This is a genomic window from Nostoc sp., from assembly GCF_036918015.1.
Taxonomy (GTDB): domain Bacteria; phylum Cyanobacteriota; class Cyanobacteriia; order Cyanobacteriales; family Nostocaceae; genus Nostoc.
Map to the genome: position 1 here is coordinate 137219 of NZ_JBALEO010000034.1, position 24903 is coordinate 162121.

Sequence of the window (24903 nt, forward strand, 5' to 3'; positions counted from 1 at the left end):
CGTTTTTGCACTAGATTCAAAGCGAATAAAAAATCGTTACGACAATAGTATTCCCATGAGGAAAGGTTAAATTCGTATATAGAGGTTGCAACGAACATCTCTACATCAAATAACCCTTTTATATTTCACGCTTTTGCATCCCCCTCATTGCAGCCTTGAGTTTACCCACCAAAGTTTTCATCGCCGATTCTTGTGGCTGGCGCGCTACAGGTTTTTGTTGTCCAAAGCCGTCAAACAATTCGTTGAGCTTAACCGTAAAGCCTAAATACGCGCCTCCCGCAGAACGTGTTCCTGAGAAATCTCGGTCATCAACTTTACCAAAGACGTAACCAGCCGAAATGCGCAGATTAGGCGTGAGGTAGTAGCCTGTTTCAAGAACAAAGCCTGTCTCACTGTAACTAGACTGACTAATTACACGAGCCTCACCCACCAAATCCCAGCTATATCCCAAACGATAGGTAGCGCGTACTTGGGCGAGATTTACTGTGCTAGTACCGGCTAAATCGTTAGCTATGTAAGAAGTACTGTTACGCAAAGCATACTTACCGTAGAATTCCCATTGCCAGTTAGGAGCGTAAATCGCTTCTAAAGCAAAGGTATGGTCTTGAGAACCCGTACCACTTCCTAAGAGGATAGTCTCAGGGATGGTTGATGGATTTTGGCGATATTCATAACGCAATAAAGCATTAAATTTATCGCTATTGGGGTCGCGGTAGGCTAAACCAAGCTTTAGGTTAGCGGTATCTCCCAATCCTGAAAGCTTTTGATTGGAAGAACCTGCTTGTTGATAACGTACTAAAGCTGTGAGAGCCGGAGAAATTTTACCCGCAGCACCTGCGGTAATTACTGTATTACTACCACCAGAAGAGGAACGATGTTCATAACGGACGCTAGCTTGAAACTGCGGGTTATCACTGTATTCCAGCCCGACACTGTAGCTATCGCCACCATCAAACCCGATCGCAGATGCTGCTTGACCAAAGGCGTAGGGTTGGGCATATTGTTGACCTGCCGCCGTGCGTCCGAAGAAGTTGCCAAATACGTGTTCGTAAGCAACATTCAGCCGCAATCCCGAAGCAATAGTCCAGCGATTATTTAGACCAATCGCCCCTTGGGTAGTCATTTCGTTAGCACCACCCAAAATTGAGTAGCGACCGGTCAAGGTAGTATCCGATCCGAGTTTGTGTTCGCCGTTGACACTCAAGCTGGTGATGGAATTACCCGAATATTGACCACTACTGTAATACTGTTGGGCTAAACTAACGCTGACACCAGGAATTATCGCCCAATTCAACCCTAAAATGGTACGGTCTGGGTAAACAGTATCTTTTTGCGAAGATAAGCTGAGTTCATTTTGGGCTTGGAAGGTCAGGTTTTTAGCTAGAGGAACTGAAAAACGCGATCGCAGTTGATCCGAATTACTACTTAAACTACTGTCGGGGATACGGTCTTCCCGACGACGATGAATCCAATCCACATCCAGAGTAGCTTTACCCAAACGTTGTTGAATCCCAGCGGAAATCGTCGTCAGTGAATTATCAACTTTGCTCCCAGGTATCGCCTCATAACGCGGTGCAAACAGTTCTTCAAAGGTGTCTAGGGGTTGGGGAGCAATCCCAAAATTGTCTTCGTGGTCGTATTGCGCTCTGACGTTGGTAGTTGAGGTGAGTTTAGCTGTAACCTGCGCTCCATAACGGGTTTGTCCTGGGACAAAGCTGATAGTGGCATTATTGGCAAAACCCGTATCAGCAAAGCGATAATAGGCACGACCTTGAATCCCATTAGCAATCTTTCCTTCAGCTTCTAAACGGTAGGCATCACCTCTAACTTTTCCCACAACATCAGAATCATTCGTGGAATGGGCATATTCTGCGATTAACTTACCGTTGTCACCTAAAGCAATCAGCGCATCTGCGCCGTAGAGTTGAAAGTCGCGCACGCCGTGATTTTCTTGAACATAAGTTGCTCCTATCCAACTTTCCTGGTTGAGTTTGCGGGAAAGATTATATTGCAGACGACCAGCATAGATGCTCCCGTCAGAGTCTTCGCTGTCATATTGATAGCTAACAACAATCCGACGTACCAATACTTGTCCGGTTCGATCGATATCGGTGCGAAGAATCGGTTCGCGGAATAATAAAGTACCGCGATCGTAGTCGATTTCGTAGTCTGGGCCTCGGTTAAGCTGTTTTCGTTCTAATACAGTCCCAGGACGATTGAGTTCTTCTAACTCGATAAAGACATTTTCACTACCTGCTTGTAATAGTCTGCGAGAGAGGAAGTAATAACCACTAGTACCATCAGGAGCAATAGTATCTCGTTGAAATCCTTCTAAGTGGTCGCCATAGAAACCTGTAATTTGTAGGTTTCCTAAGTTGTAATTAGCTTTAAAACCGTGGAGTTGACGGGTGATAGAAGTAAATTGCTGCGATCGCCGCGCAAATTCTTCTGTGTTATAGTCACCCCACATCGCATAATCAGGATCGGAGCCAGGGGTACGAGCTGAACGCTCAAAACGCAAAAATACACTGTCAATGGAAGGAGCGACTACATCAACTTTCGAGCTATCACCGTAGACAGGATAGTTTTGCTCGCTGAATTGATAAGTTCTAAACAGGCGATTATCGCAGTTGCAATCTTCATTGAGGTTACGAGAACTGTTGTATGCGCCTGTAAACAACCATTCCCCAATCGCACCAGTGGCAAATATCGCGGAATGAAAATCTAATTGGGTTCCATTGTTTTTGTCAGGAGGGAGGAAATCACGGAAACTGCCGTAATAATTTGTACCTCTAGCGCCCAAGCGTAAATCTATGACTCCAGTAACTAAACTCGGACGCAGTGAGGTTTCAAATTGTAGTTGGGTGAAGGCTTCTAAATCATTTGCGATCGCGCGAATTGTGACAGTTTCCGCCTTCAGTTGCGATCGCAAAGTAGCTGTAAATTGCCCCGCTTTCGCCTCCACTTGAAATCCGGGTTCATCAGGTTTGAAGTCTTTCCCAACCAATTCCCCAGCAGTGGGTATAAGGGTGACAACAGCATCACGATTCGAGCGATTGCCACTTGCATCGATGAGTTGACCCCGGATTGTCGCCGTAGAACGCCCATCCGCCGGGATACGAGACTCCACTGTTTCTACAGTTAATTGCTGCGGCGCTCCCCGGACTGCAACTTGCACTGTTACAGGGGGTTCTGTTCCTCCAACTACCTGTGCAGAGATGGTGTTTGCACCTTGTTTTAACGAGACACCATACCATGTCTGCGTTACCAAGTTGGTGGTAGCATCAGTTTCCGTCCGTCCCACTAAAGAAGGATCTACCAACGCCCCATTTACCCGCAATTCCACTTGACTACCAGCGGGAAACTGCACAATCACCGTGCTAGCTTGTACATCTACAACACTGTCAGCCGTCGGAGTCAGGATTTTGATTGTTGTAGAGATGGGGACAGTGGGGGACACCGGAAGATTTTCATTCACCTCTTGTCCCTTTGTCCCCGCGTCGTCTACTCCTGCAACTTTGCGTAATCCTCTAGGCAAGCCTAAAGAAGTTGCTGGTTGAAATGGTTGTATTTCTGTTGGAGAAGCATGAAATAGTGTTTCGGTATTTTTGCGTTCGTCGTTCTTGTTCTCTATTCCTACTGTTTTGCCTAAGTCTCTGGGCAAATCTACAGAAGTTTTTGATTGAAATGGTTGTATTTCTGTTTCACTTGGCTGGACATCTGGAATTTCAGGAGCCGATACTGAAGAAGTTGAGGCAAATTCCAGAGGTGGAGAATTCAAACCCTCTCCCATTCTAGGGGAAAGGTTTTCCAGATCCGGTGAAAAGTCAGGATCTTTAATACCCTTATCTGCTTGCGAAGATGAATCAGGGAAAAGGAGATTTTCACTAGTGATTTCTGCTTTGACAATTGCAGGGTACAAAACAAGGCAGACTACTGGCATCACCCCTATCAATCTCAGGTTAAATGTAGTTACACAGTGCAGTCTGGGTTTCATTTCTTGACTGGCTCCTGAAATGTTGGGGTTACAGCGAAGTTCATGCGTACTAAGCCACCAGGCTCTAAATGCACCAAGCGAGATTGGCTATTTCGTTCGCGGAATTTTTCGTTATGAGCTAGGGTGTAACCCCCTACACTGCTGAGGTCTAGTACACCTGTGTGGTATCCAGGTAAGGCATTAGCTAGAGAGAACAAACCATTAGGATCTGTAGTGATGCGGTTTCCATCCTCCAGAAAAATCACCGCATTTGGTATCCCAGGCTCACCCCGCTGTTGTTCCCCGTCAAAGTTTTTATCAACAAACACCCGACCGATAATCGTGCCACAGTCAGAAACGATTCCTGGACGAATTTTCAATTGGTGCGTTGCTGGGCCATCCTTAGTACTAAAACGGTTATCAGCTCGTTGACCATTAACGATCGCAGTGTTACGACCAGTACCACGCAGCGCATCAGTTGTTAATTGAGCAGCGTAGGCAATATTCAAGACTTTCTCTGGGGAAATTGTTACGTCTGTGCGGAATGTGACTGTGTTACCGTTGCGTTCTGAAGCGATCGCAACTGGTTGACCGTCCAACTCTCCCTGCACAGATTTCGGTAAAAACTGGAATCCTAAAGGTAGGTTGTCGGTGACAAATATATTACTCAAACCAGCATCAGCGAGATTTTTTACCGACAGGCGGTAGATTACCGTATCTCCAGGTTCAGCAGTAGCGCGATCGCCTGTTTTGATAATCTGTAACTGATTGGCTTGACACAAATTTGTGGTGAATTCAAAGGCTAATAAATCCAGTCCCACTGTTTCTGCATTGGGAACTAAAACAACTGTTTGCTCTAGTCTGGTTTCACCTGTAAGACTGATTGGTTGACCATCTAGAGAACTAGCGACATATCGCACAACACCATTAGCTTTTGTGCCATTGTTAGCAAGGATTTCAATCTTGACCCGCCGCTGTTTATAGATAGAATTTGGTGGTGGATTAACTACAAAAATGTAGGTTCTACCTGGAGCGGTTTGACCCTTATTCGGATCGAGTAGGAAATTGTAGACACCCGCAGGGTTATTCGTAACGAAGTAGGGATTACTATTCTCAGTATTCGGCGATTTCCCACCAGGAACGTTGTTATTAGGAATATCTGGTAACTCTGTTCGAGTCAAAGCAACCAAGCTGCCCAATTCTGTCCCCGTTGGATCGCTAGAGTTGGGTTCGTATACCCCAACTGAAAAACCTGTATAGTCAGGTAAGATTGTCCCAGCGCAACCTAAAATCCGTCCTAATGGATCGAGTAAGGGAATAGGACTAACATTGATTTGCTCAGAACTTCCTTGATATTGATAATTACTACCAGAATCTGTATAAGTATAAGTAGCCTGATTTATTAATGGCAAAGACGCAACCAGATTGTTAGTCTGTTGCGCGATCGCTGGCATAGATATAGTAGTAGTATGCAAAAAACTTCCCAGAAGAACGGTAGCTGTTAACCGTCGCCACCAGCTACCGCTAGAAGTAATTTGCTTATGGTTTTGAGGACGACTCACTTACCACATCTCCTCTGAAATGTCAAGCTTGTTGTTAATAAAAGCACTTATTTATTTGGGGAAATCCAGTTAAGCTAAAACTCTTTTAAAATCTCGTTTCCAGTTGAATTTGAAAATATTCTTGATTGCGGCTCTTTTTCGAGTTAGCAAGGCGGCGTGTTAATCAGCGCACTTGGGTTTGATAAGTTGCCTTGACTGTTGTCTTCGCTGCAAGTGATGGAATCTGCAAACGGATATGAGTGTAAGCCGTGGCTGGGGCTGGTTTGGTTTCCACTTTGCCGCCAGGAAGAGTAACTTTAACAGTGGGATTTTCGACAAAGCTACGCCCACCATCAATGCTGTAAATAACTTTGGCATTGTTGGCGACATTGGTAGAATTCAGCACGTAGACCATTCCTTTGGGAATAGGTTGATTAAAAGTCAAATTTTTCACTGGGCGATCGCTCTGATTTTCGCCGCTCAAGGTATATCGCAATACATCTCCTGGTCGCACCACAACTTGACCTTTTAAAGGTTCCCATTTCTGGCTTTGCTTACCCTGTTGATCCTTTGCCACCACTTGCTTTTCTGCTTCTAAACGCAATTGAATTTGCCCTTGAGTTTTGATATTCTGAGCAACAGCACTTTCTAAATGCCATACATTTGCGATTCCCGGAATTTGACCAACAAATGGAACTGTAGCAATGAGAGCGAATGCTCCTAAACCTGCAAGAGAAACACGCTTCATATAAATAACCTCAAAAAACTTCCAGAATGTGAATTGTTGACTTATCTTTCCCAGCTTTTGCTAAGAAAAAGTCACTCTGCTATTTGCTTGCTGTTTGGGATCGGGTTAAATGGTTTGCAGACTCTTCTGTACTAGAGCCTGCAAACTTCAAAGTCCCCAATCCCAACGAATTAATTCACCTTGCGCTGGAAGGTAAATGTTCTTTGAATGCCCGGTGCGATCGTGCCAGTGACAGTATCCACATACTTAGCAACATCAGTATTTGCCGTAGTTCCAGTTTGGTCGATGCCAGAGTTAGTAGCTGGATTACCACTGAAGAATTGAATGGTTGCAGTCCCGGAATCCTTAGCTGAACCAACAATGTTGCTAGTATCAATTTGACCGCTGGCATCGTTGTCTAATGCCCAGTTATTGGGGCTTTGCGTACCATCTTCAGTAATCACAACTTTGTTAGCATTCAAAATCACATTCCCAGTTCCAGATTGAGGATCGGAAATATTTGTGTATTGAATTTGGTACTCAATAATGTTTCCTGGTGCAGGCTTCTTCGGATCGATACTGAATGTGCCATCATTCCCCTGGACTACAGGCCCAGTTCCTTGTAAGACTCGCGACACTTTCAGCAGTTTTAGGAAGCCAGTGTAGACGCGATCGATAGTAGTGTTGGTTGAATCAAAGGTATTATCGTTTCCACTATCCTTAATTCCATCACCATTAGTATCCGTCGTATAGTTGTCAATCGAAGCAATGATGGGTACTGGAAAGCCTTTATTAATATCAGTGGATAACTGCGTACCTGGAGGTAAATCAACTTCTACACCATAGTTGACACTTGCACCAGGAGCAACGTTGGGGATTGTGATTGCTGTACCAGCAGTTAATGCAAACGCTCCATTATTGTAGGTATAGACAGCAGACTGACTACCGTAGGTAATAGTCACCTTTGTATTATTCGGTAAATCTCCTGGAATTGCTGGTGACGTTGGCTCTATCTTCAAAACACCTGAGTCAGTACCACTGTTCTTAACTGTATTGGTGAAGCCAACTGATTGTGGATCGAGTGTACTACCAGGTGCTGTACCAGCAGGAACGAGAGAAGATTTGTTAGTGAAATCATCGTTGGTTCCACCTGACGGCCCAGTAGCATCCGGGGCATTTTGCGGCCCGTTGAGTAACGCTGAAGCAATAGGCGCTTGCACCGTGAAGACGTTCGCCTCACCACCTGTACCAGTACCACTATTGTTATTACCTGTGTCAGTTCCAGTTTCTGGAGTTGCTGGAGTGTTAATATAGCCATCATCAACGTTGCCAGGCGGTAGAATATTAGGAACACCATCACCATCAGTATCGGTACCTGGAGGAGGTGTCATACTACCTGGGGAACCGTCGTAGTTGCTGGGGTTTTGGTCGCCAGATTCGTCGTATACTGGGAAATTGCTACTGGGTGTTTGACCAAACAATTGAGCGATATTAGCGACGGTTAAGGGTGAAGATGCAGTTGATTCAACAGCTAGCTGAATCGAGAAGCCATTTACCGTTGTACCAGGAGCGATGGAAGTAATAGTCGCTGGATTATTGATAAAACCAACGCGAGTGACTGAGGCCAAGGCTGGTGCTGTCGTAGTCCAATTAGCTGTATTAGCATTAGTTGTAACTGGAGTGGTGGTGTAGACAGTTTGCCAACCAGGAGGTGCAGTTGGTGCTACTGCTAAATCTGTACCCGCAGGAATCGCATCAGAAACCAAGATATAAGTACCAGCAACACCATTAACATTGATGCTTGTACCCGTCAAAGCTGATGGTGTAATTCCCTGTCCTGTGGGATCGTTAGACTCAACTCGCAAACTCAAATCGTAGGTCAATTTATCATCTGTAATCGCAGTTGTGCCAGCATTGTTATAGCCACTGCGAATCTTCAGAATGGTGGCTAAAGCATAGGTCTTCACCGTTAAACCAACCTTAATTTGTTCGGTGGCGCTAGCTTCCCGCGTACCATTAACTGGTGCGCCAGATACCTCACCAGCACTACCATCGGGGTTATCTACGGTGAATATGTCACCACCATCAGGACTCCGCAGTTGGTTTTGAGCATCACCAGGAGTATTACCAAGAGTAACGGTTATGACATCATTGGTTTGAGCGCCAGCTTGTACAGTTACTGGCACACGTACTAACACAGTACCGTTAACCGGAACAGAAGGTGTGTCTACGCCACCTTGAGGGACGTTTATCCAAGTTTGACCACCATCAGTGCTATATTGCAGGCTATTAACTGTACCACCATTTGGTAATGTACCAGAAACTGTACCCGGCCCAGTTGTTGTCGCTTGGTTGGGAATATGGAATTTGGTGGGGTCATTACCTACGTTAGTTAAGGCGTAGGTGTAGATTAGTAAGTCGCCAACTGCAACATTACCGCCATTGTTATCTGTAACTCCAGACCCTGTGACGGTGATTCCAGCAACCTCTGCTACGGTGACAACGACAGTGTTAGAAGTGGCATTTATAGTTGTCCCTGGACTGTTAGGATCTTCGTAAGTTGCTGTCGCAGTGTTACTAATAGATGTACCCGCAGTCGTTCCGTCAGCTAATACGGGTGCGAGAAATTGGAAAAGGCTACCAGTTAATAATGCTGTTGCTACTAGAAATTGGTAAAGTTTATGCTGATTATTTACAGATTGATTTCGATTTACCATAGAAGTAGTTTGTTTGCTGAACTTGTATCTCAGATTTTGAGACAGGATAAAGTTCGGCAATTCCTTTTAAGGAATTACCGATTTATGGCTGCCCAAAACTTCAACGTTTTGGGAATGCATATTTAAGGAGTTAAATTATTGACACTCCTTGGAAATTATGTTGAGGCAATAACCAGAAATAATTTGTCTAGTTGTTTTACGCTTACCCTTGAGAATCAAAGCTGGCAATCGCAAATATGTGTAATTTATTACTGTATTTTGCTTAGTTATAGATGTAAATAGTAATGTAGCTTTTAAAGCAAAAAAAAACTTCCGTATAAATAAGTAACTTCTGTAGCTGTGAATGAGTGCATCAAAGCTGGAAAATTAACTTTATTTTGGCAACACACATAGCAATTTTAGTGGTTTAAGAAGACGCTAAAAAGACTAAAACTTATATAATTAAATGCTTTTGAGCCTTTGTTGTCAGAAATATATACTGCTCTATAAAGTCATTTAGATCAAAAAAATTGAAAGTTAACTAAGCGATCTAGATCGTTTAAATAGGATGGCAATTTCAATAAATGCAATTTTATCATAAAAAAATGCTATTTAATCATATTTTTTACCGTGTTAATGCTGAAGAAGGGAAGCTATTTTATTTTTTAATAACATTAAAGGTATGCGTGTAAATACTAAAAACAGAGATTACTAGTATTAAAGTTTTACAAGAATCATTCCTCTCAATACCAAACATACCCGACATTTTTAGTCGGGTATGTTTGACTGGTATTTTTGCTCGTGTTAGTATCAGGCGACAAGTGACAGACAAACAGGGAAAGCTAGTTTATGACTCAGGCAATCAAAACCCAAACCCAAACCCAAACCAGCACTGCCTACTTTCAAGCCTTGAAGTGTAAGGAATGTGGTGCGGAATATGAACTCAAAGCCAGTAATGTTTGTGAGTTATGTTTTGGCCCGTTAGAAGTTAAATATGACTACAACGCTCTACGTTTGACTGTCACTCGTGAAACAATTCAAGCTGGGCCCAATTCAATTTGGCGCTACCGCCCCTTTTTGCCTGTCGCAACTGACAATGTAATAGATGTGGGAACTGGTATGACTCCGTTAGTTCGTTCCCACCGTCTTGCCCGTCGCCTGGGTCTAAATAAGCTTTATATAAAAAATGATGCCGTGAATATGCCCACCCTGAGCTTTAAGGATCGGGTGGTGTCAGTCGCTCTATCCAGAGCGCGGGAATTAGGTTTCACTACTGTTTCTTGCGCTAGCACTGGTAATTTAGCAAATTCTACAGCTGCGATCGCAGCTCATGCCGGTTTAGACTGCTGTGTGTTCATCCCCGCAGATTTAGAAGCCGGTAAAATTCTCGGTAGCTTGATTTACAGTCCCACCCTCATGGCCGTCAAAGGCAACTACGATCAAGTAAATCGTCTCTGTTCGGAAGTTGCTAATACACACGGCTGGGGTTTTGTCAATATTAATCTTCGTCCTTATTACTCTGAAGGTTCTAAGACGCTAGGTTTTGAAGTCGCAGAACAACTAGGCTGGGAACTACCCGATCATGTCGTTGCTCCTTTAGCATCTGGTTCGCTCTTTACAAAAATTTATAAAGGGTTCCAAGAATTTATCGAAGTTGGTTTAGTAGAAAACAAGAGCGTCCGTTTCAGTGGCGCTCAAGCTGAAGGTTGTTCGCCCATCGCCCAAGCTTTCAAAGAAGGACGCGACTTTATTAAGCCAGTAAAACCGAATACAATTGCGAAATCGCTAGCGATCGGCAATCCAGCAGACGGTATTTATGCTGTGGAGCTAGCTCAGAAGACTGGTGGTAACATTGAATCAGTCAATGATGCCGAAATTATTGATGGCATCAAGTTGCTGGCAGAAACCGAAGGCATCTTCACAGAAACGGCTGGTGGTACAACCGTAGCGGTGCTGAAAAAACTGGTAGAAGCTGGCAAAATCGATCCAGATGAAACTACCGTGATTTATATCACAGGCAATGGTTTGAAAACCCAAGAAGCAATCCAAGGCTACGTTGGTGAACCCTTGACTATTGATGCGAAACTCGATAGTTTTGAACGTGCGCTAGAGCGATCGCGTACTCTGGATCGCTTGGAATGGCAACAAGTCCTCGTTTAGTTAGGAGTTATGAGTTATGAGTTTTTTATTCATGACTCCTAACTCTTAATTGTATTCCTCACTTTTAACTCTTCACTTTGTACTTCTATGGCTGTAACAGTTTTAGTTCCTACAACTCTTCAGAATTTGACTAATAATCAAGCTAGTCTAGAATCCAACGGTAGCACCATTGCTGAATTGTTGGACTCCTTAGAACAAAGCTTTCCTGGTATTAAATCTCGGTTGTGCGATGAAGAAGGCAAGCTACGTCGATTTGTAAATTTTTACGTCGATAGTGAAGATATCCGTTATTTAGATGGTATTAACACAGCCTTGAAAGATGGCGATGAAGTCAGTATTGTTCCTGCTGTTGCTGGTGGTTAATCTTGAAAATATCTACCTAGATTTAGCAAATGAATACATTTAAGCTTGCCGCGAATGGCAGGCTTATTTTTATTGGTTTCAAATTTAGTATTGGTATGCCCTCACCTTCAAAATCATTACCAAGGAGATATGTGCTGGTAAGCTAATTAACATTAAAGTTGCATAATCAGGGCGTGCAAGATGCCATTGGTATCAACTTAAGCTGGAAGAAATAGCTTATCTGTTGGCTTCCATGCCCGCCCGAAAATAAATTTTCGGGCTAATAGCTTAAGTCTACTGAAGTAGACTGGAGATTTTTGGCGATATTTAGTCATCTTCAGATGACTTTAGTTATGAGACGGGAATTTCAATTCCCGGCGGACAAGCGGTTGCGCGTTAAGTTGACACCAATGGCAAGATGCCCACCCCACAAGACATTGAGAAAATTTTAATCAAATCCAAGAGTTGAACCACATTCGCAACTTGTAACCGTTAGGAGAGAGGGGTAAACCCAAATAAATGGGCATCCAGAAAATAAAAGCAGCCAGAATAATAAAAGTAATGGTGACACCTAGCGCCCGGAGTTGTTGATAATAACTGCAAAGACACCGATCGACAAACCAAGCGATCGCTAAAAATACAAACACCACTGCACACATATAGTGGTAAATAAAAACGCACCTTGTCACTTTCACCCAAGGTAATAAATTAGCAGCATAGTTTATAACTAAATACAAAGCAATCCAAGTATCAACACTAAGAGTTGCAGGCATAGAAAAACGCTTTTCTTTCACCCAAGGAATTACCGCTTGTGATACCAGCATTCCTACTAAAAACAACATAGCAGCGACACCAAACCACCACAAAAATGGATTGCCCATTGCATGAACATCATAAATAACTTGTCCAGCACCAGCAGGTAAAGGCGGTCCCATCACAGGTAACGGTTCAGTGATACTTTCAGCCGTTTGATAATAATATGCCATTGGTCGAGTCATCAAAGGCCATTTATACCAAGCAGCACAGTAAGGATGTACGTTAGGACTATTACCACCTAGATGTAAATGAAACTTCAAAATTTGCTGATGTACTGCAATAAATCCATAAGTTTTATCTAGTTGAAGGTGAGGAATCCAGATGATGCTATAGATAAAAGCTGGGATAATTCCTAGATAAAACAGCATCTGAAAAATATTTAGCTGAGTTAAATTTTGTAGTGGTGTCTGAGATGAGGGGTATGAGGGAAATGAGGGAGAATAAGTACTAACTCCTGCCTCCTGCCTCCTATCTTCTGCCTTCTCCCTTCCGCCTCCTGCCTCCTGCCTCCTGCCTCCTGCCTCCTCTAATGAAGGGGATCTAAAAAAGAATTTGGAGTTAGGAAAAGAATGTATCAAATGAATTACCCAAGCTGCTATCCAAATGAGATAAGCACCTGATAGAAACCATAAACCATTCCACTTAGTACCGACTGAAGCACCAAAACCAATGCCAGCAAAAACTAACCAAAAAGAACGTCGCCGATTTTGGTTATCTAATGCCAATAATAAAAACCAGTGCCCTAACAAACCAAAAATGACGATATAAATATTACTTAGAGCATACCGAGACTCAACTAAAAAAATACCATCACAAGCTGTAAATAATCCTGCAAGTATTGCAAAGGTACGACGATAACTTAACTGATAAGCGATCGCAGCCACAACTACAGGAATAAATGAGCCTGTGAGGGCATTTAACCACCGATAAGTCCAAGGCGATCGCAATGAACCTGTCAGCCCATTCACGGTATCGTGCCAAAAAGGAATGTGACTGCCAATCCAAATGCCGATGCCAATCATATATTGACTTAGCGGCGGATGAGCATTAAAAAATGGCGTATGCGTAAGATAATTATTACCAAATTTGGCAAAGTAAACTTCATCAAATACCAGAGTGTTGAATCGCTCCAGTCCCCAAAACCGTAAGGCAAGTGAGAGAATAAATACACTCACCATCCCAATTCGGAACCACTTTTTATTCATTAGTCATTAGTCATTAGTCATTTCTCCCCTTGTCCCCTTGTCTCCCCCTGCCCCCTACTCCCCCCCCATTCTTCAGGTGCATCTAGTTGGAACAGGAGTAGTTCAATACCGTAACTTTTGGCTAAACTAAATCGCCATTCTGCAAAATAGTAAAATACTTATGGTTAAGCAGTCAAAAGTTTTATAGAGAATTACACAAAAAAATATGGCGATCGCTATGCTATGGACAATTATCCAGAGGTTTAACTACCGTTGGCTATGCAATCGCAAATTCTGAATCTTTCCGCAGTTCTTCAGACCGGAACCCTAAGACAATCCGATCCTTTGTGATACCTGCCTTTACTAATTCTGTTGCTACCCCCTCTTCAGTACCATCACGTTGAATCCAAATTTTGCCATCAATAATATCTATGTGAATCATACAGCCGTGAACGCGACGAGTCACAGTAGGAGACAAGTCATAGGCCGGTTCTCTTCCCAAAATCATCAAGAGGTAGCGGTCTTGTTCGCCGTCGAAAACTGTTTCAAATTGAATATCGCCAGTGCTGAAGGGGATTTTTGTATGTTCAATCAGAATATTCCGAATCAACTGCCTGTATTGCTCCAAGGTATCCATTTAAAAATAACCTCTTGCTCTAGCTGAAATAGAACAATATGAACTTTGTAATCTTCTACCAAAAGTTTAGCAATTGGCTCATCAAAGATATCGGCGTATACTTCGTCCCGAACGGCGAGATATAGGACGCGATCGGGATTGGTTCTACTCATCACAGAGCGGTATGCAAGATACTGTCCCAGCGCGTGTTCAAGATCAGTCATGTCCGATACGCTGCGAAACGTTTTAATCTCAACGGCTATCTGCTGTCCTTCCTTTTCAGCAGCAATCAATTTCTCTGCACCCAAGTCAACATACATATCCCTTTTTCCCCACTTCAAATGAAATGGATCGTCGGTAATCGTCCAGCCATCTTTGATTAGGGCATTTTTGACGTTCTGGTGGTAGCGGTCTTTAGCTGGCATAAATTACTCGAATTACAAATTACGAATTAGTACTCTCGACTTTTGCGACTTCTAGCATTGTCTTTAAAACCGAATCAGGATTTAGACTAATCGAGTCAATTCCTTGTTCCACCAAAAACTGGGCAAATTCTGGATAGTCGCTGGGTGCTTGCCCACAAATGCCGATTTTGCGATCGCATTTTTTCGCTGTTTCTATGACCATTTGTACCATTCGCTTAACAGCTGGACTGCGTTCATCAAATAATCGCGCTACTAACGCTGAATCCCTGTCTATCCCTAGTGTCAATTGAGTTAAATCATTAGAACCAATGGAGAAGCCATCAAATACCTCAGCAAATTCCTCAGCCAGAATCACATTACTGGGCAACTCGCACATCACATAAACCTGCAAGCCGTTAACACCTTGCTTTAAACCATTTTTTGCCATCTCTGCTAAAACTAAACGTCCCTCGTCAGGAGTGCGACAAAAAGGAATCATCGGGATGACATTTGTCAAACCCATTTCTTCCCGTACCCGTTTGAGGGCATGACATTCTAAGGCAAAAGCTTCTCTGTAGCCTTCATCGTAGTAACGCGCCGCCCCTCGCCAACCTAACATTGGGTTTTCTTCATGGGGTTCAAACTGTCGTCCACCTAATAAATTGGCATATTCATTACTTTTGAAATCTGAGGTTCGGACTATTACTGGTTTGGGATAAAATGCTGCGGCAATTCTACCAATGCCTTGAGCTAATTTATCGACAAAATATTGGGGTTTATCGTCGTAAAGTGCGGTAATATCAGCAATTTTAGCTTTGACAAATTCATCTTTTAACGAGTCATAGTGAATCAACGCCATTGGATGAATTTGAATTTGGTTAGCAATGATAAATTCTGTCCGCGCTAAACCTACGCCATCGTTGGGAATTGCCGATAAACTCAATGCTTCTTGGGGATTACCCACATTCATTAAAATTTTAGTGCGGGTGCGGGGTAAGTTCTCTAAAGGGACTTCTTTAACTTCAAAAGGTAATAAGCCTGGATAAACTTTTCCTTCTTCCCCTTCAGCGCAAGAAATTGTTACCTCTTGACCAGGTTTTAAGATTTCTGTAGCATTGCCGCATCCCACGATCGCAGGTACACCCAATTCTCGCGCAATAATTGCTGCATGACACGTGCGGCCTCCAGAATTGGTGACAATTGCACTGGCGCGTTTCATAATTGGTTCCCAATCGGGATCGGTTCTCTCTGTCACCAAGACTTCCCCGACTTGAAACTGTTCTAGTTTCTGAACATCTAGAATTAGGCGGGCTTTTCCCTGACTAATTGCTTCCCCAATTGCACTTCCTGTAACCAGTGGGATTAAGGATTGGGAATCAGCGAGTGAGGAGTGGGAATTTTCCCCATTCCCGATTCCCCATTCCCGATTCCCCAATATCAAACGATAACTCCGCAACACATTTCCCGTCTTCTGCGACTGGACTGTTTCGGGACGCGCTTGCACAATAAAAAGTTGGTTAGTAATCCCATCTTTTGCCCACTCGATATCCATTGGAGTGAAAATGCCGTGGACTTGGGAATAATGGTCTTCAATTAAACACCCCCAACTTGCTAGTTGTAAAATCTCTTCATCACTCAGAGCGAATTTACCTCTTTCACTGGGCGAAACCAAAACATTTTTCGTAAATTTTGAGCCGTCATCATAAATCATTTTCAGTTCTTTGCTGCCCAATTTTTTGTCGATAATTGGGCGGAAACCAGTTTTTAAAGTTGGTTTAAAAACATAATATTCATCAGGATTGACAGACCCTTGGACAACATTTTCACCTAAACCGTAGGCGGCTGTAATTAGTGCCGCATCCTTAAAACCTGTTTCTGTATCAATGGAGAACATCACCCCAGAGGTTGCTAAGTCAGAGCGCACCATTTTTTGCACACCTACAGCCAGAGCAATGCTAAAGTGGTCAAATCCCTTGGCGTGGCGATAAGAAATAGCGCGATCGGTAAATAGAGACGCAAAGCATTTATGACAAGCTGCTAAAACTCCTTCCACACCGACAACGTTGAGGTAAGTTTCCTGCTGTCCAGCAAAACTAGCATCTGGAAGGTCTTCAGCAGTGGCACTGGAACGGACTGCCACATCTGTGTCTGCATGGTATCGTTCGCAGAGACTATGGTATGCTGTGGCGATCGCCTCCCGCAATTCTACAGGAAATGGCGTGTGGATTAATAGCGATCGCGCTTTTTTGCCGCGTTCTCGTAAATTTTTGACATCTTCAACATCCAAGTCAGCAAAGAGTTTGCGTAGCTTTGCTTCTAACCCCGCTGATTGAATGAAATTACGATAAGCGTAAGCAGTAGTGGCGAATCCGGTAGGAACGTTAATCCCTTTAGGCGTTAGCTGTTGAATCATTTCGCCCAGTGAGGCATTTTTACCACCAACTACTGGGATATCAGCAATCCCAATTTCATCAAACCAGAGAATGAGCGATCGCTCTTGGGCAGATAGAGACAAAGTGCTTTTTGATACTGTAGTCATAAATATTACCTTTTTAGTTTATACTCAACTTGTAAGTGCATAACTGCTACTATATTTATTTTTCCCATATTCAACTTGAGATTTTTGGTTCTGTCGCGTAGTTTGATATTTGGCGATTAAATCCAAAACTATAAGCAATAAAAATTAACAATTATTCAGTTTAATAACTCGATCAAAATACCGGATGTAATAAATTATGGCGCAGCTAGAAAGACTTCTGAAAATGGCAGAAGATGAACTAACTGAATACAGTACTGATGCCCGCAAAATAGAAAAACTACGCCGTAAAATAGGTTTAGCAGTATCGGTAACAGAACAGCAGCAAGTGAAAGAGGCATTACTTGCTAAGATGAAATCTAATATAATTACCCAAGTTGTGGAAGAACAAAGACAAGCAGTAGCTTTACCATTTTGGGGAATTGCTGGATTGGGTTTGCTACTAGGAATTTCTTTAAATCAACCTGTATGCTTGTTAGCGTCTGTAATTGGAACTGTATTAGCTTATAGAATTCAGAAATGGGGTTGGAAATTGCAGGCAAATCGTTTATTGTTACAAACATTAGAAGATATTGAAACGCGTATTGCCCAACCCACTAAGTAACCATAAATATGTATTTTATAGATAATTTATCTACAAATACATAAACTTTATTATACCAAATAATAAATTTATCACTTAGTTTACATCTCGTAATCACTTAACAATTCCTTTGGGATCACCATAGCAAAAAAATTAGATATTGGATTTAAGATTAGGTATTTATTAAGAAAGACAGCAAGCAGAAGGCAGTCTTCCGTAAACTCGAACTGCCCTCCATCTTCATTCAATATCCTGGTTTGCGGGTAATAAATGCTACATTATCTTTTGACAGCAGATATTACACATCTTGCAAAAATAACTTTGCAAGATGTTGGGGAAAGGTTAAAGGGGAAGGGAAAGTTCCATACCTTTGCCCCTTCCCCCACTACTGCAAGAAATCTATTGAATATAGCTACGGGTTGTCTCAACCTGGAAGTCCAGGTTAGAGAGTTCACTTGCAATAGCTGTCGCTTCGTATAATCGTATTTTTTACACGATCTCAAAGATCGTCAGCAAAAATTTTAGTCATGTAATATTGGTTTTCTTTTTTCTAATCAACTAACCAAATCGGCGATCGCTTCTGAAGCAGGGACTACAGCTTCAGGTTGATAGCGGATGCCAGCTTGCTTGAAGCGATGTAAAGCTTCACCTAAGCGATCGCAGTCTGCAATCAAACTGATCCTGACATAACCCTCACCTGCAACCCCAAAGGCATTACCGGGAGTAACCACAACGCCTGTTTGTTGCAACACGTTCAGGGCAAAATCTGTGGAACCAACACCAACGGGACACTTCACCCAAAGATACATCGTCGCCTTGGTTTTGGGGATATCCCAACCCAACTCTCCTAACCCGTGAATCAGGAAATCGCGGCGGGTACGGTACCGTTGTTGTACCTCATGCAAATACACATCTGGCAGTTGCAAAGCTGTCTCGGCTGCTGTTTGTAATGCTGCAAAAATGCCGTAATCCAAGTTAGTTTTCAGCGTCCGCAAACCTTGAATTACATGGCGATTACCTACCACAAACCCGACGCGCCAACCAGCCATATTGTAGGTTTTAGATAAGGTGTGAAATTCCACACCAATATCTTTCGCACCGGGAATTTCTAACAAGCTAGTAGGTTGATAACCATCAAAAGCTAACTCGGCATAACACAGATCGTGTACCAGCAAAATTTCATATTTGCGGGCGAAAGCGACTATTTCTTCAAAAAATTCGCGGGGGGCGGTGGCGGCGGTGGGATTGCTGGGATAGTTGAAATAGAGCATTTTGGCTTGTCTGGCAACTTCGTCAGGAATGGCAGCTAAATCAATTAACCAGTCATTTTCGGGTTTAAGAATCAAACTATGGATTTTCCCACCAGCGATCGCCGGGCCGCGAAAATGTGCTGGATAAGCGGGGGAAGGAACCAGAACTAAATCACCAGGGTTAACGTAGGCGAGTGCTAAATGGGTTAATCCTTCTTTAGAACCCAGCAATGGCAAGGCTTCACTATCAGGATCGAGAACCACATCATAACGGCGACGATACCAGTTAGTAATTGCACGGCGGAAACTAGCTGTACCCTCAAAAGGAGGATAACCGTGATTGGCGGGATCTTTTAAAGCAGCGATCGCCGCTTCGACAACTGGTGCTGGCGTTGCACCATCGGGGTTTCCCATACCCAAGTCAATTAAATCTAACCCTTGTTCCCGTGCTTTAGCTTTCAGTTCATCTAAACGGGCAAATACATAAGGTGGTAGTTTTTGTATGCGTTCTGCTGGGACAATCCAATTTAAACTCATAAAACCTCGTCACTCATTCCCTTGGGCGAAACTCGATTTGTAGTATCTCTACTATCTATAGGTGCAGTGGTAGAAACCATTGCCGCCATCAACTGTTCTGGCGCGACTTTAAACGGTAGCCGATGAATGTCAGAATTAGGAACTAGAGCCATTTCGGCGGCTGTTTGCAATTCGCCTAATGTAATATTGCCCAATCCCAAATCACTTAATTTCTGGGGTAGTCCAATTTCTGTGTAGAACTTTAACAACTGTTGCCGTGCCGATGCTGCTAATTGATTGCCTTGTAGCATTTCTTCTAAACGCAGTTGCACCAAAATCCCAAAAGCAACTTTTTCGCCATGAATACTGCCATGTCCTGAAATATGAGTTAAACCGTTATGCACGGCATGGGCGGCAACTGTGCGACACTGCGCTCCTCCAAGTCCCCCAACTACCCCAGCGAGTAAAACAGTGGCATCTACCACTTCTCGCCAAACCTCACTACCTGGTTCTTCGAGAGCGGCGGCTGACTTTTGCAACAAGATATCTCGCAAAACTCGTGCTTGTTGCACCGCAGCAATAATTAAAGTGTCTTGCAAGTGTCCACTGCTAACTGAGGCTTCGTACCATTTAGCGATCGCATCACCAATTCCAGCTACTAAAGTACGTTGTGGTGCAGTTTTAATCAAGTCATAATCGAGTATCAATAAATCGGGACAACGAGATAGCCCCACATCGTAGAGAAAAGCCCCATCTTCTGAATAAACATTTGATAAGGCACTCCAAGCTGCACAAGTAGCGCCGGAAGTCGGAATTGTCACCACTGGTAGATGTAACTGCTGTGCGACTAATTTCGCTGTATCTAGGGCTTTGCCACCACCAACACCGATAATTACATCAGCTTTATGTTCTTTTGCCTTCTTCTGTAAAGATTTCAGGCTAGCTTCGCAGCAATCAGCACCATAAGCAGCTTGGACACTATCTAACTGCTGCGCTTCTAAAACTGGTTGTAAATTTTGTTGGCTGATAGCGAGAGTAGACTTACCTGCCACAATTAAGGGACGACTTCCCAAACAGGCAATCTCTGCTGCGGCTGTTTGCAACACCCCAGAACCACGGATTACTTTTGCGGGGGAGACTGTGAGCGTAAAGAATGAACTAGAGGTTTGAGTAGACAAAGAAGGTTGAGTAGAAAAATTATTGGGCATATAATCTCGTTTGTCAAAACCTTGATATTTCTTAATCAAATATACTGGCGATCGAGGATACTTGTTGCCAAGCTGGTTTTTGGATGGCTCCAACCTGACACCCAGATCATCTGGATTTGAGCCAAGCAATTCAATAGACAAGTCCTGTTGCCGACTGATTGAGTAGTTTGACGACATTGCTTGAATCTATAAATACCCATTGACCTGAAATTCCGAACTATCAAAGTTTTGAATAACCGTATAATTAATTAACATTACCATTGTCAGATTCTCAAGAAAAGCAATCGATAATTGATAATGTGTAAGCGATCGTGCTATTTCATGCAATCCTTAGCTACAGATATATATGTAAAGGTGTGTATAGATATGCCCCTACAACCCTTGATTTACTGTAAAGAATTTTAAAAATGGCAACAGGGGCAATTAGGACAACAACTGACAAATCACAACTGTCAGTACCCATTACCCGCACGCTGATTAACCTTTTCCCACAGTATAACCACTAAAGTGTAAATATCTTAATCTAAATATAACCATTAATGTATCAGTAAATACAAAATAAATTTTGTCATCCTGATAACAGGTAAATTACTTTGTTTTCTGGGATTGGGCATAAGAGGCAGAGGAGCAGAGGGGCAGAGGGGAAGTCCTTTACTGCTCCCCTGCTCCCCTGCTCTCCTGCTCCCCTGCTCCCCTGCTCCCCTGCCCCCCTGCCTCTTAAGCAGTAGGTTTTGGCAATTTGGCGAAATTGTCTGTGTAAATTTTGACTGTTACCGGGGAATTTTGATGAGAAATGAGCGATCGCTTGACCTCACCCAAGTAAACTGGGACAGAAATCCCTGTTTCCGGGTGGATAATAGTACGAGCGCGAACTGTCAGATTTTCGTCTTCCCGTGTACCTGAACGACCATAAGAAAAGAGATTGCTAGCTGCTTGACGTAAAGTTGCTTCTAATTGTGTGGGTGTAATTTTGGGTGATGTGGCAATCACTGCTTGTGTTGAACCATTGTCATAAACTAGAGTGTACCGAGCTGCTCCGGGAATCACAGTCCGACTCAAGGGGACTATTGAGAGTCCAAATAAACCAGCAGTCACCACCAGCATAAAGCCAGTCGTACCCACCAACCGAAAGCGGATGCCCCATTTGAGAATAAAAGCCAAAAATGTCAAGGCAGCAAATACCAAGGTGGCTATACCTGACCATTGGGTGTACTGAAAAAAGTTAGCTGTTGTGAGCATAAGGTTGGTTATGGAGGCGTCTTTTTTTCGTTACCGACACACCCATTTTACCGAGAGCTTACACCATAAGGGTTATCGTAGTCTTTAATGCTAATCAGAATATTGGGTGCGATCGTAGTCATAATAAAGATTTTCGGTCTTCAACCCTCTGATTTACCATAGCTAAAACTGGTATTACTTATCAATAATTGCCGTCCAATCAGCATCTTTGTTGCATTCAGAGCGAAACCTGATTTTAGTTGCTGCGTCGTAAATTCGACAAAAAATCACATTTTATTTGCCAGCAATTGCAGCGATAATCATGAGCTTGGAAAAGTCCTGAACTAATGATGCAGCCAAAATAAAAGTTAAGGCAAGAGACGCGATGAATCGCCATCTCTACAATCATCAGTCTTTTGTCTTGACGGCGATTTATCGCGTCTTTGTGATGATTTATCGCATCTTTAGTTATCTAAAATTTTCATCAAAAAACCTTAACCAAACCGGATTGCAGTCAATCCTGTCTTTGAATTGTTTTTAACTGAATAAAAATAGTAAATATACAAAAGGGCATCTACAAGAGATGCCCGTCATGCAGGAAAACCCCAAATGGGTGTCCCTACACCTTCCCAACAATCAGCAACAGTGACCAATTAGGTATTAGTCACACTCACAGACGTGAATATAACAATATTATTAACTTGAAACTCTCAATGTCCCCAGTGCATACACTGAAAAACTAATAGCTAATTTTGATGAGATGCAAGCCTATCTTTTTCGTGATAACGATGTACTACTCCAGAAATGGCAGCCAAAATTAGCCATGAAATCGCATTCAAACGAAAATCAAAGAGGGTTACATCTACTGTATTCAATAAAATCCACCCCACAAAGGATAGAAGATAACTGAAAAATATCAATTTGTCTCCTGTATTTATATATTTTGACTTTTGCAGTAGTTGGACACTTATAATCAAAATCCAAGCTAGTAAGCCACAAAATAAAAAAGTACTGGGAAAACCAGTTTCAGCAGATAACATTAAAAACAAGTTATGGGGATGACCCAAGGGAATCTGCATCTTTGCTTTGTAAAGTGTACTAAAACTGCGTAAGCCCCAACCAGTCCAAGGATGTTGTTGAGCTAAAGACCAAGCAAACTCCCACTGAGTTTTTCGCATTAAAGCGACTGGTCTATCTGGATACATATCGTCATTTAACCTAGCCCAAAAGAAGGCAGGAACTACCCAGCGAAAAATGTGAGCGACTGGTGAGGGAGCAAAAGCCGCTAAAAGAATACTAGAAACGATCGCAGCAACGCTACCTACAAGAATGCGCCAACCTTGGTAGAGTGCATAAGCTAAACAGGCAAAAATAGCGATCGCCCACCCATTACGCGAGTTGGTGAAAATTAAGGTAATAAAATTCGTAATCACTGCCACGGTTAGGAAGAGAAAGGGAACTGGAGAGTGGGGCGCAGTAAGTCTTTCCCCTCTGCTCCTCTGCCCCTCGGTAACAGAGCGCAGCCGTTCGCGCAGCGTCTCGTAGAGAAGTGCTGCGCCTCGGTAACAGAGCGTAGCCGAAGTGCTGCCTCTTATGCTCAATCCCCAATACCTCATCCCTAATCGCCATTGTTCGATCCACAACCCTAGACTAAGGATGAAAACTATTACTAGATAAGCTGCGAAGGTGTTAGCGTGCAAGAAAAGTGAAGCGATACGACCTGGTGGGTTTCCGCCTGGTGTGATTGTCCAACTAAACACAACCCACACAAACTCGAACTTGAAACTCCAGCCTAAAAATAATTGTCCCAAGCCCATAATTGCTACTGGCATGGAACCAATTACCAAAGCCCAAGCCATTTGCCGCAATTGGGTAAATGTTTGAATCAGAGCGCTATGGGCAGCGAAAAGTAAAAAGAATGGTAATAAATTAAATAAGCCGAGGAAAGCTGCTGTTTTGTCTTGGGCAAAGCCAGCACTCACGATCAGTAATACACTCAACAGGGCAAATCCCCAGTTGAGGGGGCGGCGATTAATTTTGCGGGATTGTTTCAGCCAAGTTATTAATGAGACAAAACCTAAAGTCACAGCCCCCACTAAAGGACTCAATGGGAAGATTAACAGTGCCCATAGAGAGTAGTTCCAAGAAGATTGCCAACGAGATTTGAAATAGTCAAAAACCTTGTTCAAGCTGGCTCCCAACATTCCTCACGGGTGAGGCGAATTTGAGCTAAGGCGAAGATAGTAGGGATGATTCGACCATAGTTAGTAGCGATCGCTCTCCAGCCTAAATCCGCAATAAACCAAGTCCACATCATCGGGCCAATTACGGCAAACATCGTGCGGGCTGCCCCATAACGAGCTGCACTTACTGTCATACCCCGTTGCGCCATTTGCATCGTTACATAACTTTGAAATTGCGTTGCAGCTGCCTCTGAGCCTGTAATTGCCGCTTGTTTGGCTACTTCATAAGTAGCAAAGTGGATGGCAAATTGACGGGCAATTTGCTTAAGTACAAGTGGCTGGAGAAGAGAAGTAACCGCTAGGGCACTACCACCTTTGAAAAGTAAACCCAAGGGGTCACGTTGTAATAAAAGTGGTAAGGGTTGTTTTAGTTCTGATTTGAGCAGCTGACGCTGCACCTGTACAGTCAATTTTTGTTTTTCTTGTTCCGGTAATTTTTTCCACACCTGTCCTAGTAGATGCAAAAATACTTCTGCTTCTAAATCAATAGTTGCCAGCTGATTAGAATAGGGAATTTTTAGATACTTACATACTTGAACTAACGCTTGTCGGTAAGTTACCTGCCCTGTACGTCCCCGTAATACTGTCACCCCATCTGCCGCCAAAAAACGAAAGCGACCCTCTAGTGCATCTAACCAAGCTTTGCGGTCTTGGCTTTGAACTTCGATGGGTTCGGGTGTGTGTACATAGTCTAAGGGATTGAACTTACGACTAAATAGAATTGCCGTTAAATCTTGCAATTCTTCTTCGGTCGCTAACTCTAGCGCCGCCCTCATTTCATCCAATTTCCCATCCTCCCTTCCGTGCAGCTTCGTGTACCTTATTCTACTATTAGCTTTCAGCAGTCATTAGTAGTAATTTTGTTTTTTGATAATAACCAATAACTA

The 24903-nt window shown here is 43.1% G+C and carries 16 protein-coding genes; 3 read left to right on the forward strand and 13 right to left on the reverse strand.

Going from position 1 to position 24903, the window contains the following annotated elements; genetic code table 11:
* Positions 1-118: 118 nt before the first annotated feature.
* The 4 genes from V7K61_RS08470 to V7K61_RS08485 all read right to left on the reverse strand — a co-directional run bounded on the left by V7K61_RS08470 (position 119) and on the right by V7K61_RS08485 (position 8961).
* On the reverse strand, positions 119-3943 hold the full coding sequence (locus V7K61_RS08470) for a TonB-dependent receptor (protein ID WP_442936303.1): 3825 nt from the start codon (positions 3941-3943) through the stop codon (positions 119-121).
* A 50-nt stretch (positions 3944-3993) separates the two neighbouring features.
* Positions 3994-5430: a hypothetical protein gene (locus V7K61_RS08475; protein ID WP_335052739.1), complete on the reverse strand. Its 1437-nt coding sequence runs from the start codon at positions 5428-5430 to the stop codon at positions 3994-3996.
* A gap of 271 nt (positions 5431-5701) precedes the next feature.
* Positions 5702-6265 carry a hypothetical protein gene (locus V7K61_RS08480; RefSeq protein WP_335052680.1) on the reverse strand — a complete coding sequence of 188 codons (564 nt, stop codon included), beginning with the start codon at positions 6263-6265 and terminating at the stop codon, positions 5702-5704.
* 170 nt (positions 6266-6435) lie between these two features.
* Complete coding sequence (locus V7K61_RS08485) at positions 6436-8961, reverse strand: beta strand repeat-containing protein (RefSeq protein ID WP_335052682.1); 2526 nt, start codon at positions 8959-8961, stop codon at positions 6436-6438.
* An 828-nt stretch (positions 8962-9789) separates the two neighbouring features.
* Between V7K61_RS08485 and thrC the strand changes: the two genes are divergently transcribed.
* Entirely contained in the window at positions 9790-11100 is a 1311-nt protein-coding gene (gene thrC, locus V7K61_RS08490; protein WP_094350254.1) for a threonine synthase, read from the forward strand.
* A gap of 87 nt (positions 11101-11187) precedes the next feature.
* Complete coding sequence (locus V7K61_RS08495) at positions 11188-11463, forward strand: ubiquitin-like small modifier protein 1 (protein ID WP_094342283.1); 276 nt, start codon at positions 11188-11190, stop codon at positions 11461-11463.
* A gap of 431 nt (positions 11464-11894) precedes the next feature.
* Here V7K61_RS08495 and V7K61_RS08500 read toward each other — a convergent pair whose 3' ends face one another.
* The 4 genes from V7K61_RS08500 to ppsA all read right to left on the reverse strand — a co-directional run bounded on the left by V7K61_RS08500 (position 11895) and on the right by ppsA (position 17001).
* Complete coding sequence (locus V7K61_RS08500; protein WP_335052684.1) at positions 11895-13463, reverse strand: dolichyl-phosphate-mannose--protein mannosyltransferase; 1569 nt, start codon at positions 13461-13463, stop codon at positions 11895-11897.
* 256 nt (positions 13464-13719) lie between these two features.
* A complete protein-coding gene (locus V7K61_RS08505; protein WP_335052686.1) occupies positions 13720-14079 on the reverse strand; it encodes a XisI protein in 360 nt (119 codons plus the stop codon).
* Complete coding sequence (locus V7K61_RS08510; RefSeq protein ID WP_335052688.1) at positions 14049-14483, reverse strand: element excision factor XisH family protein; 435 nt, start codon at positions 14481-14483, stop codon at positions 14049-14051. Before V7K61_RS08510 ends, V7K61_RS08505 begins: the two co-directional genes overlap by 31 nt.
* Before the next feature lie 19 nt (positions 14484-14502).
* Positions 14503-17001: a phosphoenolpyruvate synthase gene (gene ppsA, locus V7K61_RS08515; RefSeq protein ID WP_335052690.1), complete on the reverse strand. Its 2499-nt coding sequence runs from the start codon at positions 16999-17001 to the stop codon at positions 14503-14505.
* A 196-nt stretch (positions 17002-17197) separates the two neighbouring features.
* Here ppsA and V7K61_RS08520 point away from each other — a divergent pair, with 196 nt between their 5' ends.
* Entirely contained in the window at positions 17198-17602 is a 405-nt protein-coding gene (locus V7K61_RS08520) for a hypothetical protein (RefSeq protein ID WP_335052692.1), read from the forward strand.
* 533 nt (positions 17603-18135) lie between these two features.
* Here the strand turns inward: V7K61_RS08520 and V7K61_RS08525 are convergent.
* The 5 genes from V7K61_RS08525 to V7K61_RS08545 all read right to left on the reverse strand — a co-directional run bounded on the left by V7K61_RS08525 (position 18136) and on the right by V7K61_RS08545 (position 24801).
* Complete coding sequence (locus V7K61_RS08525; protein WP_094350249.1) at positions 18136-19368, reverse strand: aspartate aminotransferase; 1233 nt, start codon at positions 19366-19368, stop codon at positions 18136-18138.
* Entirely contained in the window at positions 19365-20555 is a 1191-nt protein-coding gene (locus V7K61_RS08530) for an iron-containing alcohol dehydrogenase family protein (protein ID WP_335052741.1), read from the reverse strand. The genes V7K61_RS08525 and V7K61_RS08530 overlap by 4 nt, the downstream gene beginning before the upstream one ends.
* A 717-nt stretch (positions 20556-21272) precedes the next feature.
* Positions 21273-21794 (reverse strand): Ycf51 family protein, encoded by a 522-nt coding sequence (locus V7K61_RS08535; RefSeq protein ID WP_335052696.1) that lies wholly within the window; start codon positions 21792-21794, stop codon positions 21273-21275.
* A gap of 725 nt (positions 21795-22519) precedes the next feature.
* Positions 22520-23977, reverse strand: coding sequence for an O-antigen ligase family protein (locus tag V7K61_RS08540; RefSeq protein WP_335052698.1), 1458 nt, complete (start codon positions 23975-23977; stop codon positions 22520-22522).
* On the reverse strand, positions 23959-24801 hold the full coding sequence (locus V7K61_RS08545; protein ID WP_335052700.1) for a YaaW family protein: 843 nt from the start codon (positions 24799-24801) through the stop codon (positions 23959-23961). Before V7K61_RS08545 ends, V7K61_RS08540 begins: the two co-directional genes overlap by 19 nt.
* Positions 24802-24903 lie beyond the last annotated feature (102 nt).

What these genes read in the sequence shown, in the direction of transcription:
- V7K61_RS08470 (WP_442936303.1), bottom strand. Translation starts at nt 3,943, where the DNA reads ATGCCAGTAGTCTGCCTTGTTTTGTACCCTGCAATTGTCAAAGCAGAA.
- V7K61_RS08475 (WP_335052739.1), bottom strand. Translation starts at nt 5,430, where the DNA reads ATGCCAGCGATCGCGCAACAGACTAACAATCTGGTTGCGTCTTTGCCA.
- V7K61_RS08480 (WP_335052680.1), bottom strand. Translation starts at nt 6,265, where the DNA reads ATGAAGCGTGTTTCTCTTGCAGGTTTAGGAGCATTCGCTCTCATTGCT.
- V7K61_RS08485 (WP_335052682.1), bottom strand. Translation starts at nt 8,961, where the DNA reads ATGGTAAATCGAAATCAATCTGTAAATAATCAGCATAAACTTTACCAA.
- thrC (WP_094350254.1), top strand. Translation starts at nt 9,790, where the DNA reads ATGACTCAGGCAATCAAAACCCAAACCCAAACCCAAACCAGCACTGCC.
- V7K61_RS08495 (WP_094342283.1), top strand. Translation starts at nt 11,188, where the DNA reads ATGGCTGTAACAGTTTTAGTTCCTACAACTCTTCAGAATTTGACTAAT.
- V7K61_RS08500 (WP_335052684.1), bottom strand. Translation starts at nt 13,463, where the DNA reads ATGAATAAAAAGTGGTTCCGAATTGGGATGGTGAGTGTATTTATTCTC.
- V7K61_RS08505 (WP_335052686.1), bottom strand. Translation starts at nt 14,079, where the DNA reads ATGGATACCTTGGAGCAATACAGGCAGTTGATTCGGAATATTCTGATT.
- V7K61_RS08510 (WP_335052688.1), bottom strand. Translation starts at nt 14,483, where the DNA reads ATGCCAGCTAAAGACCGCTACCACCAGAACGTCAAAAATGCCCTAATC.
- ppsA (WP_335052690.1), bottom strand. Translation starts at nt 17,001, where the DNA reads ATGACTACAGTATCAAAAAGCACTTTGTCTCTATCTGCCCAAGAGCGA.
- V7K61_RS08520 (WP_335052692.1), top strand. Translation starts at nt 17,198, where the DNA reads ATGGCGCAGCTAGAAAGACTTCTGAAAATGGCAGAAGATGAACTAACT.
- V7K61_RS08525 (WP_094350249.1), bottom strand. Translation starts at nt 19,368, where the DNA reads ATGAGTTTAAATTGGATTGTCCCAGCAGAACGCATACAAAAACTACCA.
- V7K61_RS08530 (WP_335052741.1), bottom strand. Translation starts at nt 20,555, where the DNA reads ATGCCCAATAATTTTTCTACTCAACCTTCTTTGTCTACTCAAACCTCT.
- V7K61_RS08535 (WP_335052696.1), bottom strand. Translation starts at nt 21,794, where the DNA reads ATGCTCACAACAGCTAACTTTTTTCAGTACACCCAATGGTCAGGTATA.
- V7K61_RS08540 (WP_335052698.1), bottom strand. Translation starts at nt 23,977, where the DNA reads ATGTTGGGAGCCAGCTTGAACAAGGTTTTTGACTATTTCAAATCTCGT.